At 34.1% G+C, this 16,080-nt stretch carries 19 protein-coding genes; 8 read left to right on the top strand and 11 right to left on the bottom strand.

Annotation, left to right across the window (positions count from 1 at the left end; translation table 11 throughout):
* The 11 genes from ACN0WI_RS04025 to ACN0WI_RS03975 all read right to left on the bottom strand — a co-directional run bounded on the left by ACN0WI_RS04025 (position 1) and on the right by ACN0WI_RS03975 (position 6,736).
* Entirely contained in the window at positions 1–675 is a 675-nt protein-coding gene (locus ACN0WI_RS04025; RefSeq protein ID WP_417885340.1) for a glycoside hydrolase family 108 protein, read from the bottom strand.
* Positions 675–1,265 (bottom strand): carboxypeptidase regulatory-like domain-containing protein, encoded by a 591-nt coding sequence (locus tag ACN0WI_RS04020; RefSeq protein WP_417885339.1) that lies wholly within the window; start codon positions 1,263–1,265, stop codon positions 675–677. Before ACN0WI_RS04020 ends, ACN0WI_RS04025 begins: the two co-directional genes overlap by 1 nt.
* A 1-nt stretch (position 1,266) precedes the next feature.
* Positions 1,267–1,731, bottom strand: coding sequence for a hypothetical protein (locus ACN0WI_RS04015; RefSeq protein ID WP_417885338.1), 465 nt, complete (start codon positions 1,729–1,731; stop codon positions 1,267–1,269).
* A 12-nt stretch (positions 1,732–1,743) separates the two neighbouring features.
* Positions 1,744–1,929, bottom strand: coding sequence for a hypothetical protein (locus tag ACN0WI_RS04010; RefSeq protein ID WP_417885337.1), 186 nt, complete (start codon positions 1,927–1,929; stop codon positions 1,744–1,746).
* A gap of 10 nt (positions 1,930–1,939) precedes the next feature.
* The gene (locus ACN0WI_RS04005; protein WP_417885336.1) at positions 1,940–2,743 is read right to left on the bottom strand and encodes a hypothetical protein; all 804 of its coding nucleotides are present in this window, start codon (positions 2,741–2,743) and stop codon (positions 1,940–1,942) included.
* Between the two features lie 6 nt (positions 2,744–2,749).
* Positions 2,750–3,007, bottom strand: a complete 258-nt coding sequence (locus ACN0WI_RS04000; protein WP_417885335.1) for a hypothetical protein — start codon at positions 3,005–3,007, stop codon at positions 2,750–2,752.
* A complete protein-coding gene (locus ACN0WI_RS03995) occupies positions 2,998–3,360 on the bottom strand; it encodes a hypothetical protein (RefSeq protein WP_417885334.1) in 363 nt (120 codons plus the stop codon). Before ACN0WI_RS03995 ends, ACN0WI_RS04000 begins: the two co-directional genes overlap by 10 nt.
* Before the next feature lie 75 nt (positions 3,361–3,435).
* Positions 3,436–4,044, bottom strand: a complete 609-nt coding sequence (locus ACN0WI_RS03990) for a hypothetical protein (protein WP_417885333.1) — start codon at positions 4,042–4,044, stop codon at positions 3,436–3,438.
* Between the two features lie 68 nt (positions 4,045–4,112).
* Positions 4,113–4,565, bottom strand: a complete 453-nt coding sequence (locus tag ACN0WI_RS03985) for a hypothetical protein (protein WP_417885332.1) — start codon at positions 4,563–4,565, stop codon at positions 4,113–4,115.
* A gap of 56 nt (positions 4,566–4,621) precedes the next feature.
* The gene (locus ACN0WI_RS03980; protein WP_417885331.1) at positions 4,622–5,083 is read right to left on the bottom strand and encodes a hypothetical protein; all 462 of its coding nucleotides are present in this window, start codon (positions 5,081–5,083) and stop codon (positions 4,622–4,624) included.
* Between the two features lie 180 nt (positions 5,084–5,263).
* The gene (locus ACN0WI_RS03975) at positions 5,264–6,736 is read right to left on the bottom strand and encodes a hypothetical protein (RefSeq protein ID WP_417885330.1); all 1,473 of its coding nucleotides are present in this window, start codon (positions 6,734–6,736) and stop codon (positions 5,264–5,266) included.
* Between the two features lie 468 nt (positions 6,737–7,204).
* On the opposite strand from ACN0WI_RS03975, the gene ACN0WI_RS03970 reads away from it, so the two are divergent.
* The 8 genes from ACN0WI_RS03970 (at position 7,205) to ACN0WI_RS03935 (ending at position 15,946) form a co-directional block, all read left to right on the top strand.
* A complete protein-coding gene (locus tag ACN0WI_RS03970) occupies positions 7,205–8,770 on the top strand; it encodes a fibronectin type III domain-containing protein (protein WP_417885329.1) in 1,566 nt (521 codons plus the stop codon).
* On the top strand, positions 8,751–10,433 hold the full coding sequence (locus tag ACN0WI_RS03965) for a hypothetical protein (protein WP_417885328.1): 1,683 nt from the start codon (positions 8,751–8,753) through the stop codon (positions 10,431–10,433). The genes ACN0WI_RS03970 and ACN0WI_RS03965 overlap by 20 nt, the downstream gene beginning before the upstream one ends.
* Before the next feature lie 200 nt (positions 10,434–10,633).
* Complete coding sequence (locus ACN0WI_RS03960; protein ID WP_417885327.1) at positions 10,634–11,617, top strand: hypothetical protein; 984 nt, start codon at positions 10,634–10,636, stop codon at positions 11,615–11,617.
* A gap of 477 nt (positions 11,618–12,094) precedes the next feature.
* Positions 12,095–12,865 (top strand): hypothetical protein, encoded by a 771-nt coding sequence (locus ACN0WI_RS03955; RefSeq protein ID WP_417885326.1) that lies wholly within the window; start codon positions 12,095–12,097, stop codon positions 12,863–12,865.
* Between the two features lie 127 nt (positions 12,866–12,992).
* The gene (locus tag ACN0WI_RS03950; RefSeq protein ID WP_417885325.1) at positions 12,993–13,322 is read left to right on the top strand and encodes a hypothetical protein; all 330 of its coding nucleotides are present in this window, start codon (positions 12,993–12,995) and stop codon (positions 13,320–13,322) included.
* Positions 13,323–13,503: 181 nt separating this feature from the next.
* Positions 13,504–14,181 carry a hypothetical protein gene (locus tag ACN0WI_RS03945; protein WP_417885324.1) on the top strand — a complete coding sequence of 226 codons (678 nt, stop codon included), beginning with the start codon at positions 13,504–13,506 and terminating at the stop codon, positions 14,179–14,181.
* A 99-nt stretch (positions 14,182–14,280) separates the two neighbouring features.
* Positions 14,281–15,222 (top strand): ribose-phosphate pyrophosphokinase, encoded by a 942-nt coding sequence (locus ACN0WI_RS03940; protein WP_417885323.1) that lies wholly within the window; start codon positions 14,281–14,283, stop codon positions 15,220–15,222.
* An 88-nt stretch (positions 15,223–15,310) separates the two neighbouring features.
* On the top strand, positions 15,311–15,946 hold the full coding sequence (locus ACN0WI_RS03935) for a 50S ribosomal protein L25/general stress protein Ctc (RefSeq protein WP_417885322.1): 636 nt from the start codon (positions 15,311–15,313) through the stop codon (positions 15,944–15,946).
* Positions 15,947–16,080: the final 134 nt, after the last annotated feature.

The raw sequence follows: 16,080 nt of genomic DNA, 5'->3' as shown, positions 1-16,080 counted from the left end.
TTATATATTTTGTTGGGTTAAACCTTGGTATATGAAATAGCCAATAGTGGCTACAACTAATACACTTCCAATAGAAAATGAAGGGTTAGAAACTGCGAATTTTTGTAAGCGTTTAAGCCATCCTGAAAGAAATTCAGGGGAATTAGAAAGATTTTGATAATGCTTTTTTCGGTACTCGTTATAAAGCCTAACAAACTTGGTTGGATTAACGCTATTAATTGCAGTAAGGGTTTCGTTGCCCATTACATCATCATCATCTAAATGATAGCCAAAATGATCGTTTAAACAACGTTGGGCCAATTGCACCCCGTTACCGGCATTTACTTCGTGATCGATAATAGTATTGGCTATAGCCTGACTTAAAATTCGATCCCCTTGATTTTGTTGCCAGAAGTATTTTAAAAATAATTGCTTAGCATAGGATTTTGTGATGGCTAGCATATCGGCTTTAGAAGGTGGGTAGCCTAAAATATTTTCGTACCAACGAGCCGAAATTCCATGATTAGTACCTACATACTCGCCAAGAGAATTTTTATTTCCTGGATCATGTCGGTTGTTTTGGTAGCCGCCTTCTACTTGTTGTAACATAGGGGAATAAGCTTCAAAAGAAGCATGAAGTCCTAACGTTCCAAAATCGTAGGCTAATAATGGTTTATAGTTTCGAAGCTGTGCCATTATAGGGCAATTTTTTTAGGTTTATTAGCCGTTGCTACTAGTAATAGAAATGCCAGACCAATACCAATCGGTTTTAACCAGACTGTTTTTTTCTTTTTTCCAATGACTACATCCGGTAGTTCATTTATTTTGGTTTGTAGCGTTATGTTAAGTTGATCGGGCGTATTTTCGCCAATAGTTTTAGTAACAGTAGCGTATGAAAGGTGCGAAATGGTAACTGTATCTTGTAATTCGACACTTAGAGTAGCTACACCATTGGCATTTGTCACGGCTCCATTGGTAGTAGATGTTCGAACATGAGCATTTTTAACTGGTTGCCCATCTATATTTTTTATGACGAATGTTTTGTGCATCGTAAATTTTTCAAGAATTATTTTAGGTCTAACAGATTTTAACCTATAGTTCTGTTTTCCGAAATTCGGGTGAGAAATTGTTAGGCGATCATTGGGTTGTCCTCCTATTGATACCCGTCCGGTAGCATCACTAAATTTAGTATATAATACTCCGTTCCCTTCATTCCATGTTTCCGCTTTTGCACCCTCAATAGGGTTTCCATTTGTATCGCTAACAATAAGAACTCGGACTAACATATTAAGCTGTTTTTTGATACTGTAAAGCTTCGGGTATAATTTGAGAAATCTTTCTGAAGTTTTCCTCAGACAACTCGTTGCTAAGCCAAGTTAGCAAGCTATGATCGTCACTGGTAAAAGGATCACCTACGTTTTTCCAGAACAAGCTATATTGCCTAGCCCCAAAAGCATCATATACTTTTACAAAATCATTTTGAGTGAGTCCATTAAGGGTATTTAAGATGGTTTTAGTTTCCTTGTCATTCGCTGCAAATGCGGATTGCATGGCAATATAAAGTGTTTCGGTAATAGCTTGAGCTTCTACGCTCGATAAACTGGAATCCGGAACACTCGGATTTTTTTTCAGTTTTGGAATTTCATCCTTTGTAAGAATGCGATTCCCAATATAAATTAATCCACCAATGGCGACTATGCCAATAGCAGGGTAAATATATTTAGTTACATTTTCAGAAGGAAGCGGGATCATACATGATTAATTTTATAAGGCCATTTTTATCAAATGCCATTTTTTATCTAATGCATTGATAGCCTTTGGATTTCTAGCTAACTCTTCGAGCTTTTCTAAATGTGTTATAGAAAGTTGCGCCAGTTTATTCAGTGATTTTCGTTTTGCATCAGCTTCTTGTTGATTAGAAGCTGTAACTATAACTGTTGATGCGGCCATAAAGTAAAAATTAAATGAGTTCGTATTTTTTAAGTAATTCTAAATAGTCATTAATAAAGTCCTTGTTTTCAGCAAGTCCTTGTGCAATAATATGCGAAGCAGCATTCGACAAATCGTCCGGAACATTGTCCATTGCGATCATATCAGTTAGATATTGTTTGTTGTCGCTAAGCTTTTTTTGAGGGGCCGGTGCATGTAAGCCAGAAGTAGTTGCCGGTTTTAATGAAGCGATAATACCGGTTATCATTTCCGGATTTTTAGCCAAGCTCTCAATTAGTGTATCTGCTACTGAAGGTTTGCTTTTTTTCTCAATTTCATGGCGAATAGAATCTTCTTTGTACTTCTCTAGCTTATCTTGAAGCGTTCTGTGTTCGGTTTTAAGTTCCTCGTATTGAGATGATAGAGTGTCAAACTGATGTGCTTTGGTGTAAATATCCATTGTTTCCGAAAAACCAAGCCCGGTTCCCGGATTACCTAATCCTTGAAATTGTTGATGTGTGGCAGCAGGGCGTGCCGTACTACCACTTGCATCAACGTTATTTTTAGAGCTTTTAGACAACGCATAATTTAATCCACAACCTATTTTTCTTTGGGAAGAACCGTTTTTACGCTTTCGTTGCAATTGTACATTGGTTACGCCTTGATGTAACAATTCTTTGAAATAATCCATAGGAGAAGTATAGCGATCAATAAGTTCTTGATAGGAAAGACATTTATCGATCACGGAATCTTGATCGATGTTATACACTTCCCAACGATGTAACGGATCGTTTTTAAGCCACTCTATAATTTTGTCTAAACTTTGCGTTGCCATAATATATTAACATTGGTTTTGAGGGACTACGTAATAGCATTTACAGTCCTTTTTTCCAGTTCCTACAAATCGAACAGGAATAGTTCCGGTCATTTCAAATCCGGTTGCTCCGGCTTGAAAACATTCTCCCGGTTTAATGCGAGCTTGCATTACAATTACATCGGTAGTGCCAAAATTGTAAAAGGTTGGCTCTACTTTATGATCTAATGAGAAGTCCGGGGCATCTTCTTCAATTAGCGTAAATGTTAATTTGCCTAATTGCATGAGCTGTTATTTTCAAGAATGGCAAATACTACTTGTATTTGCAATGGCTCGGTTAGGTTCGTAGTTGCTGTTGCTTTAATTGTTAGGGTACTCCCCCCTTTATAATCTAGTGGCTTAAAACCATCTAAGAATTTTACAGAATTGGTCTTTTTCCAGAAACTTAAATCCATTTCAGGTTCTATTTCCGAACCGTTCTCATCTAATCCCAAATTGATAATTTGGTTTACGGTTCGCGAGGTCGCTGCTGCGGCAAAAACACGTTTCCCGGGAGGGATATTGATTGTACTTTGCGCAAAATTTGAATCGGTTTGTAGGGTAAGCGTTTGTTTACGCCATTTTGTATTTTGAGACATGCTATTACTTTTAAAAAAGCCCTACCTACTAATTTAGAAGTAGGGCTTTTGGATTAAACTAACCAGCCAACTATGTTATATGTTATTTCTAAGCGTTTTATAGCCTTTGATGCGTACTTCTACAAATACTTTTTTACCCTCTACTGAAGGCTCTAATACAGCCCCATTCGGGAATACAAAGTCCCAAGACATCGTAGCTTCATCGGCCAATAGAATAAAGGCTTCTAAATCATGGAAAAGGTCTTCTTGTTTGGTAGGCATTTCAGCCGGAATTAAATCTGATACCGGAATATCCAAGATTTCACGGCCGTTCTGTTTTAACACAAAATTTGCATTTCGAAGTGCTGCCGGTATCGCAGTCGAGTATGTTACTTTTCCTTCTTCTCCGGCGGCCCCTTCGCCAATGGCAATTGCAATAGCATCGGCTACTACGGCCATATTTTGAGGAAGCGCATTTCCATTCATAGTTGAAATACCACCTAATTTCTTGGTGTTTTCATCGATAAATGGATAGGTTGAAGAAGCTCCGGTTGCATCTTTTCTGACGTAAGCCGTATGTTTTAATAACCGAATTTCATGGTTTTCAACGGCTGATTGAAGCGCATTAGATAATTTGTTTTTACTATCTTGTAAATGAGCTAAAGCAGAAAGGTATTTTGGGTGATTACTGTGAATAGATTGCATGTTGTATTCGTTTTTTAATTTGATAAATGACTTAATGAGTAATGATGAATGTTTAAAGAATGTTTATTTTAATAGACACTTGCTGCTGATGTAATGGCCCGATCTGCCGGAGGAATGACAGGGTCGAAATTGATAGCCGGAGCAGCACTTAATTTGCTGTAATTACCATTTTCATATTCGCAAGGGCATGCGAGACCTACTGCACCACCTACAAATTTTGAGGCTAATGAATTTTCATCGACGCTTATTTGGCCTTCCGCAAAATCACGGATTACCGCCAGACCTTGTTTTACAGCAATACCGATACCGGCCATTTTTACGATTTGTGAAATACTGTCTTTTCCTTTGACCAGTGAAGCTAAGACTACGTCACCACCTGTCATTCCGTAGCGAGCTACAGTTTTCTGGTCGGCCGGAACAATGGCCATAACACCATCGGAAACAGCACCACCAAGAACAGCACCACCGAAACTAACGGTTTCATTGCTGATGTTTGCTAAAGAGATTTTTCCAATTTTCATTTTTAAAATGGATTTTAAATTTGATTACTAATTTGTGTTGATGTTGATGCTGATTTTTATTTTTTAATAAGGTTGATAACCATTGTGGCCAATGCAATTTTTTTAAAGTTTCGATCAACCCAACTTTTTTGACTTGGATTAGGGTTTTGGACTACAGGATTACTAACTTCTGGGGCATTGCCTGAAACCGTTGCAACAGCTTTGTTTTGATACCATACATGAGTAATAAGAGTTTCATCTGATGGCCAGTTATAAGGTTCAATTTCTTCAATGCTCACATCGCTAACTAGCGTTTGTTTTATTATAAAAGAAACTTCAAGCCCTTTATTAGATAAGGTTTTACGTATTGCTTTTTCTATCACTTCAATTAGCATTCGCAGTATATCGCACTTGGCAAGTTCTACATCACCAATTGAGCTACTTAATGCTGTATTGGCTTTACTTTTATAATAGGCTTTAGCAAAACTAAGATCACGGATTAGAAAATTGGTGTCTTCCACCGTTGCAACGGTGTTCAAAAAACGGGGTAAATGTGGAATTAAACCATTCTTCTAGATCATTATGCACATGGCTATCTAAATTTTCTTTTTCCTGGCATTGCACCGCTAATAGTTGTTGTGCCAGGACATTATGAAAATTAGTTTTCGAGCTTTCCAGATTTATCGAACGGATTAATGATGTGATGATACCCAGCTTCATTACTTTTTAGATTTTGAAGGTGTGATTAGGTTGTTTTTCATTAGCATTGGCACGGCTACGCCTGCAAGTGCTAAAGCGGCTACCCACCCCATACCGGCCTGTTTTGCATTACCACCTCCGGAGCCTACCGGCACTTGGCCGCCACCGCCCTGATTGCCTTCATTTTGGTTATTGCCGCCTTGATTGCTACCACCGCCTTGGGAATTACCAGGATTGGTAGTGACTATATCGTCATAATTAGGGGTAGAGGTTTCGTTTCCTTCTACACGGTAAGTCTTGTAGGTGAATTGCTCGTTGGCATCATCGCCCCAATTCCACGTCCGGCCTTCAAATGAGGGCATCTTTGTCTCCAAAAATCCCTGCTGGGTTCCCGTAGGTATAAGCGAAAGCCCTGCTTGCTTTATCGTGGCTAAAACTTTGTCTCGTGCTTCCGTTGCGGCTTTTTCTACCGCGGCATAGCCTTTACGGGTACAGCTCGCATATTTGCTTTGCTGACCGTGCTTTGCATTCGAGATGTAGGCTTCAATCGCATTAAGGAACTTGTTTAATTTTGCAGTGCTTACACCGTCACCTAAGCCGGAATACTCATTCATTAGATAAGGAAGATCGATTGATAAATCGGCTTGCGCTTTACTTTCAGAATAAGAAGCATTCCAACAACTTAAATCAAAGCCATTCGCGAAAATGGCCCCGAAAGTGCTACCAAAGAAATCTGAAGGAAGCATTTTCATAAGGGCTTTCCCTGCCGTTAGGGAAGCGGTAGCCGTTACTACTACTCCTAAACCTTGTTGATATGCCCGGTCTTCTACCAATCTAAAGGTAAAAGGCTTGCCCTGGATGCTGATACCATTGGTAATGATCGCAAACTGTGGATCTATCCCCTGGGAGGTATATTTGTGTACCTCTTGACGAATGGCATTTACCGTTGTAACGGGAACTTTTTGTTCTAATAAGAATTGACAAAATTGGTTAAAATTATCAATAATATTTTGCTTTTCTGCACTTAATACAGAAGGTGCATTAAGCCCAACATGTTGTAACATCATAAGGTCTGATTTTTCTAAATAATTAACTTCTTGATTGTGATGCCGTGTAGCATCGATAACAAACGTTGGTGCATCTTCTGAATAGTTTTTTTGTTTTTGATCTTGAAATATAACCACGTAAACATGTGTCCAATTTTCTGGATTAAAATGAGGTTGGCGTACTTGCCGAATGGCATGATTGATCCCTAAATTGGTAAGGAGGGAACTCGCAAAAATTGCATAGCTTTTGCAATCTACACCGGTTTTACGTTTACGCCAGGTACAAGCCGGAGAGGATAATTGTTGCAAAGCACCGTCTGCGGTATATTGGATATGATCGTATTGAAACTGATAAATAGTATTGGCAAGCTGTTGCAAATTATGGCTGTAGAGCAGGGGGGCAAGTTTTTCTGTTTGCCGGGCATACTCAATAATCCAATCTCGCATTTCTTCTACCGTATGGAAAGTGTCACCTTCGCCTAGATCGGTAGCTGCACAACTTACCGTCGGAATGAGTTTATCATACTGCTTTCCCGATTTCAGTTTGCGCTTGAGTGGTGCGCTGATATCCTGCTTTACAGCCATTGAAGCTATTCTATTTACTTGTTTAGGCTTGCAAGATGAGACAGTATGATTTTAGAGAAAGAAGATTTAATCGAATAGGAAGGAATACAAACTAACTCTTTGCAATAAAAATTAAATTAGTCGATTTGATTTGTATTAAGAAGAATTTAACTTAAAATTGCACTAGGCTGACGTAGAATAAATATTTTGAATCAATTGCATTGAAAATCGTAGTATTTCAATGAATATTCAAATATTCTAAAACAAAAAAGCCGTTAATTTTAACGGCTTTATGTTTTTAAACGTTTCCAAATGGAAAAATAATTAGTCGATAAAAGGAAGTTAGGTAATATGAAAAAAACACTTTACTCATTAATTTTATTAATCATCTTAAGTTGTAGTGAAAATGAAAACAACGAAAACATCAATGGTTCTCCCTCGGACTTTGAGGTAATGGTAAATTCTTCATCCTATATTAATGTGGAAATTAGTTGGAGCGAGTCATTTGATCCTGAGAATGAGATAATAAAATATTCAGTTTATCTAGAGAATGAGGAATTAGCTAATAATATTATAAAAAAAAACTATAATTTCCAAAATTTATTAACTTCAACAGTATATAATGGTCAGGTTATTGCATCAGACCCGAATGGCAATGAAACTATTGCTAGTTTTTCTTTTACAACTACAGAAAATTTGCCCCCAAGTGATTTTGAGCTAATTAATGTTACCCCAAGTAATGTGTCGTTAGATATAAGTTGGACAGAAGCTATAGACCCTGAAGATGAAAATGTTGTCTATGACTTATATTTGGATAACCAATTAATAGTATCAAATCACGAGCAGGAATATTTTCTATTTACAAACCTGAGTGCAGCAAATATTTATAATATAAAGATTCAAGCTAAAGATGAAGCAGGAAATGTTACTAACCTTGTATTTGATGAAGAAACATTAAATGGCGTTTATCAAGGTGATGTAAGTTTGAGAACTCAAAGTGGTGTTAATAGTTTTGGAGCATTGGGCTATATCGAAATAACTGGAAATTTAGAAATGGATGCTCTCGCCGCTTTTACAGATGTACATGATTTATCTCCATTAAATAGTATAAAAAAAGTGAGAGGATATTTCACCATTAATTTTATGGATGAACTAACATCATTAACTGGTTTAGGAATTGAACATGTTGGTTACAGTTTCAGAATAACAAGAAATGAAAATTTACTAAACTTGAATGGGTTAGAAAATTTATCGGAAGTTCTAGGAAATTTAGAAATAGAGCAGAATGGAAACTTACAAGACATATCCTCTATTAATAATTTAACTCAAGTTGGTAGTATTTTGTCAATTAATAATAATATAGCTTTGAGTAACATAGAGGGGTTTAACAGTCTACATTCGGTTGATAATATTTTTATAAATGCAAATTGGTCTTTAACTCAAATAAATGCCTTCAGTAATGTTTCTGAGTTAACTGGGGATTTAAGTATTGTTGACAACACCTCGTTAACTTCTATTAGTGGCTTCAACAATATTGAACAAATTGGTCGAGTTTTTATAAAAAACACACAAATTCAAAATTTTGACACATTTTCTTCTCTATCAATAGTTGGGGGAGATTTAGACATTACTAATAATTCGTCATTAAATAATATTCAAGGATTAAGAGCTCTAACAGAAATAACATATGGTGATTTAAGTTTTTTTAATAATACATCTCTTTCCAGTTTGAATGGCTTGGACAATCTAACTCAAATTGGGAATGCTGTTAATTTTGTTGGAAATAGTAGCTTGTCAGATTTTTGCGCACTTCAAACTGTAATGCAAACTTTTACTGCTTCATCTCGTCATTCGATCTATAATAATTTATATAATCCAACAATAGAAGAAATTTTAAATGGAAATTGTAGCAACTAAAAAGTATTTAAACATATTTTTATTATTTCTAATTTTATCAAGTTGCTCTGACACTAATATTGATGAAATTGAAAATAAGCCCCCTTCTTCTTTTGAAGTAACAGTAAATTCTTTATCTGAAACATTAGCATCTATTACTTGGGAAGAATCAGTAGACCCAGAAGGAAGCACAGTTTTTTATGATGTATTCTTAAACTCTAATAAGTTATCTGATAACATAACTGAACTCAATTATACGTTTGAAGATTTATTAGAAAACACAAGTTATTCCGGAGAAATAATTGCCTCAGATCCAGAGGGCAATGTCGTTTCAAGTTTATTTACGTTTACAACAACAGAAAATCAACCACCTACGCCTTTTAAAATAACAGTCACTAGCACTGATCCATTTTTTTCTAGAATTGAATGGACCGAATCTGTAGATCCAGAAGGCGACGCATTAACTTATAATGTTTATTTGGACGAAGAACTTTTAGTCGAAGGAACTAATTCACTAAATAATATTTTTCCAGAGTTAAAAGGTTTGACTGGTTACAGTGGAAAAATTGAAGCTATTGATAATACAGGAAAAATAACTACCCATGCTTTCTCTTTTACAACCCAAATAAAAATTTACGATGGTGATTTATTATTAGATAATCAGCCATCAGTTGAAACTTTTGGTGAAGGTGGGTATAACCAAATAAATGGTAGTCTCCGAATCGGCTCTCTAAATATTAATTTAACAGATGTTGTAGATCTTTCTCCATTAGCAAGTTTAAGTACTGTTAATGGTGACCTCTCAATAAGAAATACTATTTGTACAAATTTTATTGGCCTAGAAAACATTAACATAACAAATGAATATGCTAAGTTAACTATTGAAAATAATGATGAATTACTTAATCTTAATGGTCTTAATAGTATCAGTCAAGTCCATGAAGTTTACATAGCAGATAATGATGCTCTTTTAAATTTAAATGGACTTTCGTCTTTAAACTCAGTAACAAATTATTTATGGATAGTTTTAAATCCAAATTTAAATTCTATTTCTGGAATTCAAAATTTGAATAGTGTTTCACACACACTTAACATAAGTAATAATGACAGTTTATTAACATTAGGTGGGTTAGAAAATATTACTTCTGTAGGACAATTAAATATAATAGACAATGAGGTTTTAGAGACCTTAAATGGCCTAAACAATTTAAATTCATGTACATCCTCTTTGATTATTGCTGGCAATGAAAGCTTAAAAAATCTGAGTCATTTGTCTAGTTTGACTTATTCGGCATCTTTAAGTATTACAGATAACCCTTTGCTAACTAACCTAACAGGTTTAGAAAACTTAACAAATGTAAATCATACTCTTGAGATAGCAAGAAATTCTGGTCTTACAGAATTAAATGGTATTCAAAATATTGTTTTTAGTGACAACCAAGCTAATTATCACGCTTTAATTATTTGGGAAAATATAAATATCACGAACTTAAACCCGTTATCCAATTATACCTTTAATAGAGGTTTAATTAGTGTAAAATTCAACACACAACTAACAGATTTGTGTGGCTTGACTACTCTTATTACAGAAATAGATGATCTCATTAGTGATTATAATTTCGCATCGAATAATGGATACAATCCTAGTGAAGCGGATATGTTAAATGGAAATTGTTCTATATAATTAAGAGAAAGAATAATGATTTGTCAACAATAGCTATAAGTAATTGCTTGTTATCGAGTAGTTTGGAGATTCCACAAAAATTTCCAACTTGGTGTGTACTTGCGAAGTTCCGTGCTAACACACGCAACTATTCTTACACAAACATGTTGGCAGTAAGTGAAGAGAACAATTAGAAATCAAAAAAATAATTAGAAAAAATAATGTTAGACCAATCCTTTTCCAGTAGTAATTTTAATGAAATATTTTTAAAAGAAAACAGAAAAGGTATTTTTGATAAATCTCACTTTACTCAAGAGTATTTAGATAAACATCAAGAATTTAAAAATATTGTAGGAGAAAAATTAAACCTAAAGAAAACCAGAGCTCTAACTGAAGAAGAATTAGACAATTTTGCTGAAAGGTTAGAGAAAATTAATAATGAAAAAGAAGAAATTAGATTATCAATCTTTGAAGATTATTCTAATGTAATTAACAACCAAATTACTCCTTTTCAATTCAAAATAGTATACTATTTACTTATTTTAATTTTTAGTTCAATTGCCAATGCACAAGGTCAAGGTATTAAAGAACTGTATTCCGAACAATTCAAAAGTGATTGGACGGTCTATGAAAACAAAGAATATGTTAAACAATTTATAGATACTAACGTAGTCTATAAACTAGCTAGTGGGAGAAGTCCTGAAGAGGAACTTCTGTATCATGCCAAAGATAGACATAGAAAAAAATCTAAAAGAATTGCCGAGATTTTTTCAAGTTTAAAGATAGATATACAGCAATATGATTCCCTCGTTTTTGTGGAAGAGCGAGCCTTACAAATACAAACGTCCAATGATTTCATAAAAAATGGCGCAATAATTACACAGGACAGCATTTATGGATTCTCTTATGACCCGTCCATGGAAAAGGTAATTATTAAATCATACGATTACTTCCTAAATTCCGACAACCAAACTGTTGGACAAGCTAAGCAAGTTATTCGAAATTTGGTTCTAAGTGGAAAAACTCGATATCTACACACAATCGCAAAAGTCGAATCAGAGATGTTATCTGGGCCTCTTCAAAATCACCGTCCAGATGTGGAATTTGAAATTATAATTTATAATAAAAACGGAGAAAATGAATTAAGGCGTATCTATTTGCATGAAACTTTTATCCAAATCATGAATCAAAATAACATATGCTAACAATGTATAACCGCAATTACGGCGGATTCGACTACGTCCAAATCCACTCGGAATTGCTAAAGTCTGTGCTAAACCGAAAATTAACGCATATTAACCTGTAAATGAAGGTTATACAAAACCGTTATGGGCAATTAGCGAACGAAGAAAATATCTCAGTAAAATAACCGACATAATCAAAAAAAGAACTGATAAAAAGTATTCTGACAGAATTTGAACATAGCGATATAAAATTTGACCTGACCAATCCTGAAAATAAGGTAGGGCATAAATTTAAAAGGAAATATAAAATGAAAAAAACAATTACATTAAAAACACATAAAAAATACACTTAATAGGATTAGTAATATTTTTTTTTCATTATACACTTATCCTTATTGGATGAATTTTAAAGTCTTTTTATATAGTAACAATTTTGGATTATAGGTTTGATACTTATTTTTTAGAAATACAGCATAAATTAAATATGGTAAAATTATAATGAGAAACTATAAATTACTATTTCTATTCTTGACTATATTGATAGTCTCTTGTTCTTCTGATAATGATAACTTATCTACAAAAAAAAATGTAGACAAATTATATAAAAAGTCAATTGAGTTTACAGAAGATACTATAACTGGTATTACTGAATATTTTTATAATGAAGATGCTAAAATCGATTCAATTTCTATAGAATATATTGGGGAGTTAAAGGAATGTTATAAAGTGAGTTATTCTGATAAACGGATTATTAATATAACTGTGAGTACTAATTATAAAGATTCAAAATGGAATGAATTTATTAATTATAACCATATTTCTTTTAGCAAGAATTTAATTACTCTTGAGTCTGAAAAATTTAATGAAATTATAGAAATTTATCATACCGAAAAATATATAGACTCGACTAAACAATATAATTCTGAATATCCTGAGAATGTTTCAGATCAGGTATTTACTAGGAATTCAAAAAATCAGTTAATTTCAAGTACTGACGGAAGGTACCGTTTTGAATATTCTAATTTCGATTCTAATAAAAAATTGGATCCTTATGGAGGTGTTATCGAGTATGAGCTAGGTCATATTTTAGATATCTTCGGACTAATAGTTACAAAAGATAATCCTTTGACGGGATATTATGATTTTAATGAAACAGGTACTTACCCTGCATATTTTGAATATGATGAACAGGGTTACGTAGTAAAAGTTTTTTATGATGAAACTAATTCCAATAAAGATTATGTGATTCATGAATATATTGAAAAATAGGAGTGCTTAATAAGGGTAAATGAATAAGTCTTATATTTAGTAAGTTGTTTTTTTCTAATTCTTATGTTGTACAGAAGATGGAAATATAATAGATTCAGGACCTGATCTAGCGACAAAAAGAGCATGGTTGGTTAACGAAAAAGAACGGAAATTTAATCATTTGAATACTTTGGGTATTGATGGAATAGATGTCAAAATTGTCGAGGATTTAGAAAGTAATTTATATAATAATTTTACGGGATCTACATACTTTTTTAATGATGATGGTACGGGTGTATTCCGTTTCAAAAATGGAAATACAGCTTACTTCAGTTTTGATCTTAAAGAGTCCCAAATGGAATTAACTGGAGATCTTCAGGCTAAATGGTGGAGTTACACAATTGATAATGGAGAACTAGCGTTTTATGTAAATCGTGTATTTTTTTACAGTTCTAAAAAAAATACCATACACTACTAGATTTAGTTACAAATAATCTTTGAGTTTAAGTTGAAGCTTGTGGCAAAATAATAAATTACCATTGAGGTCAAAAGCTAGCTAAACAAACTAATAAAAAGTTAAAAGATACTAAATAAATAAAAACTCTCGTTGTTTTTTTTAAAGTTGTTTCTATCTTTCGGATTCCCAAATTACCATGATTATGTTTTACAAAAAAATACTTTATTCTCTTTTGATAGGCATATTGCCTTTTTTTGGATTTTCACAAACTACTAAAATTGGTGTTTCAGCAGGTTTAAACTATCCTGTACAAGAAAACAATGGAGAATTAGTAGGTAGCGTAGGAAGTTTTTTTCCAAATCCAATGCTAGGCTACCAGGCCGGTGTGTTTTTTGAGCATAATTTTTCTCGTTTTATACTGCGTCCACAGCTGATGTATTATCTCTCTAGAGGAGACTATGATTTTCCAAACTCGTCTCCAGTTTACAAATTAAAAAAATTTAATTTTGAGCTATTATTGGGTTATGAGGTTGTTAAAAATGTAGCAATAATGGCAGGACCGGCTTATCAGCGTATTGCTAGAAATGAGTTTGACGTTCGAGGTGAAGATATGAGTGACAACATGAAAAAAATGAATCTTTTATTTGGAGTTAAATTTCAGTTTAGTAAAAGATTTGAGGCTAGCCTTATGTATGATTGGACCCTTGATTCCAAAGGATACAATCGGCCTTTTTTGAATTATGGAGGAGAAGGTGTGTCGTTTTATATGGATGATGCTCGTATGAATATTCTAACCTTAAATGTCCATTACGCAATTTTCACTAAAACCTCAAGCCGAAATGCTAAAGTAAGACGAGGAAATAGAGGTTGTTATTTTTAATTCACTTTAAAGCTAAGCATTTTCATAATGTTGTTTTGACAAAAAATTAATTTCTAAATTTGCAAGGCAACTATTTATTAATATCAAAACAACACAACAATGCTTACACCTCTTACCGAGGCTAAATTTTTCAGCTGCACTCAAAGTACGGCATTAGCTAAAAAAATTGCAGCGGCCTACGGTGCTAAATTAGGTAATGTAATTACTTCTACTTATAGCGATGGAGAATTTCAACCTTCTTTCGAAGAATCCGTTCGCGGAGCTCGTTTATTTATTATTGGTTCTACTAATCCGGGAGCCGATAATTTAATGGAAATGCTGCTAATGTTAGATGCAGCTAAAAGGGCATCAGCAAGGCATATTACAGCCGTAATGCCTTATTTTGGTTGGGCTAGGCAAGACCGAAAAGATAAGCCGAGAGTCCCGATTGCGGCGAAAATGATTGCTAGTATTTTGGAAACTGCAGGTGCTACCAGGATTATTACAATGGATTTACATGCTGATCAAATTCAAGGCTTTTTTGAAAAACCGGTAGATCATCTTTTTGCATCAACCGTGTTTTTACCGTATCTAAGAAATCTAAATCTAGATTATTTAACAATTGCTTCACCAGATATGGGTGGATCTAAAAGAGCTTATGCTTATTCTAAAGCATTGGAGAGCGATGTTGTTATTTGCTATAAGCAGCGAGAAAAAGCAAATGTTATTTCTCATATGGAGCTTATTGGTGAAGTTACCGGTAAAAATGTAGTATTGGTAGACGATATGGTAGATACTGCTGGTACGCTTACAAAAGCTGCAGATTTAATGATAGAGCGCGGAGCTAAAAGTGTTCGTGCAGTTTGTACACATCCTGTTTTGTCTGGAGATGCTTACGAACGTGTAGAAAAATCTAAATTGGAAGAACTTATTGTTACCGATTCTATTCCTCTTCGTAAAGAAAGTAAAAAAATTCGAGTAGTGAGTTGTGCCGACTTATTCGCAGATGTAATGAAAAGTGTACACGAAAATAGATCGATTAGCTCTAAATTTTTAATGTAAATTCCTGAGATTAAAAAAATTGTAGGATTAGTTTATTATTTAAATAAAAAGTCGCAAATTTGCAAATCTTAAAATTTAAATACAAGTAATGAAATCAATTACAATTAAAGGATCTAAAAGAGAAAGCGTAGGAAAGAAAGCTACAAAAGCACTACGTAATGCTGGTCAGGTTCCTTGTGTATTGTATGGTGGTGATGCAGAACCATTACACTTTGCAACTGAGGAAAAATCATTCCAGCACCTAGTATATACAGCAGATGTACATACTGTGGTAATCGAGTTGGGAAGTGGAGAAAAATTTAATGCTATCCTTCAGGATATTCAATTCCATCCAGTTACTGATGCTATTCTTCACGTAGATTTTTATGAAATCTTTGATGACAAAGAGATCACTATGGAGATTCCAGTTCATACTGTTGGAGTTGCAAGAGGTGTTAAAAATGGTGGTGTATTAAGATATAACCTACGTCGTTTAAAAGTACGTGGTTTACCAGGATCACTTCCAGATTATATCGAGGCAAATGTATCTAAACTTAAAATCGGTCAGAAATTATATGTTACTGCCGTAGAGAGCGAAGATTATACAGTACAACATCCTGATAATACAGTAATCTGTCAAGTAAGAACATCTCGTAACATTGTTGCATTAGACGATGATGACGATGATGATGCACAAGATGTACCATCTACTGAAACAGATGATGTAGCAGCTGTTAAAGAATAAATTTCTATAAAAAATTATAGTATTTTAATATCCCGTATCAATTTGATACGGGATATTTTTTTGGTTTAAGGTAAAGAACTATAAAAAGCGACTTGAAAATTTTATCTTTACCCATGTAAATTATTACGTTTTGT

Origin of the sequence: Zunongwangia sp. (genome assembly GCF_048269745.1) — a bacterium.
Classification (GTDB): Bacteria; Bacteroidota; Bacteroidia; order Flavobacteriales; family Flavobacteriaceae; genus Zunongwangia.
The sequence above is the reverse complement of the archived record's forward strand: the minus strand, read 5'-3'. Positions and strand labels throughout refer to the sequence as shown.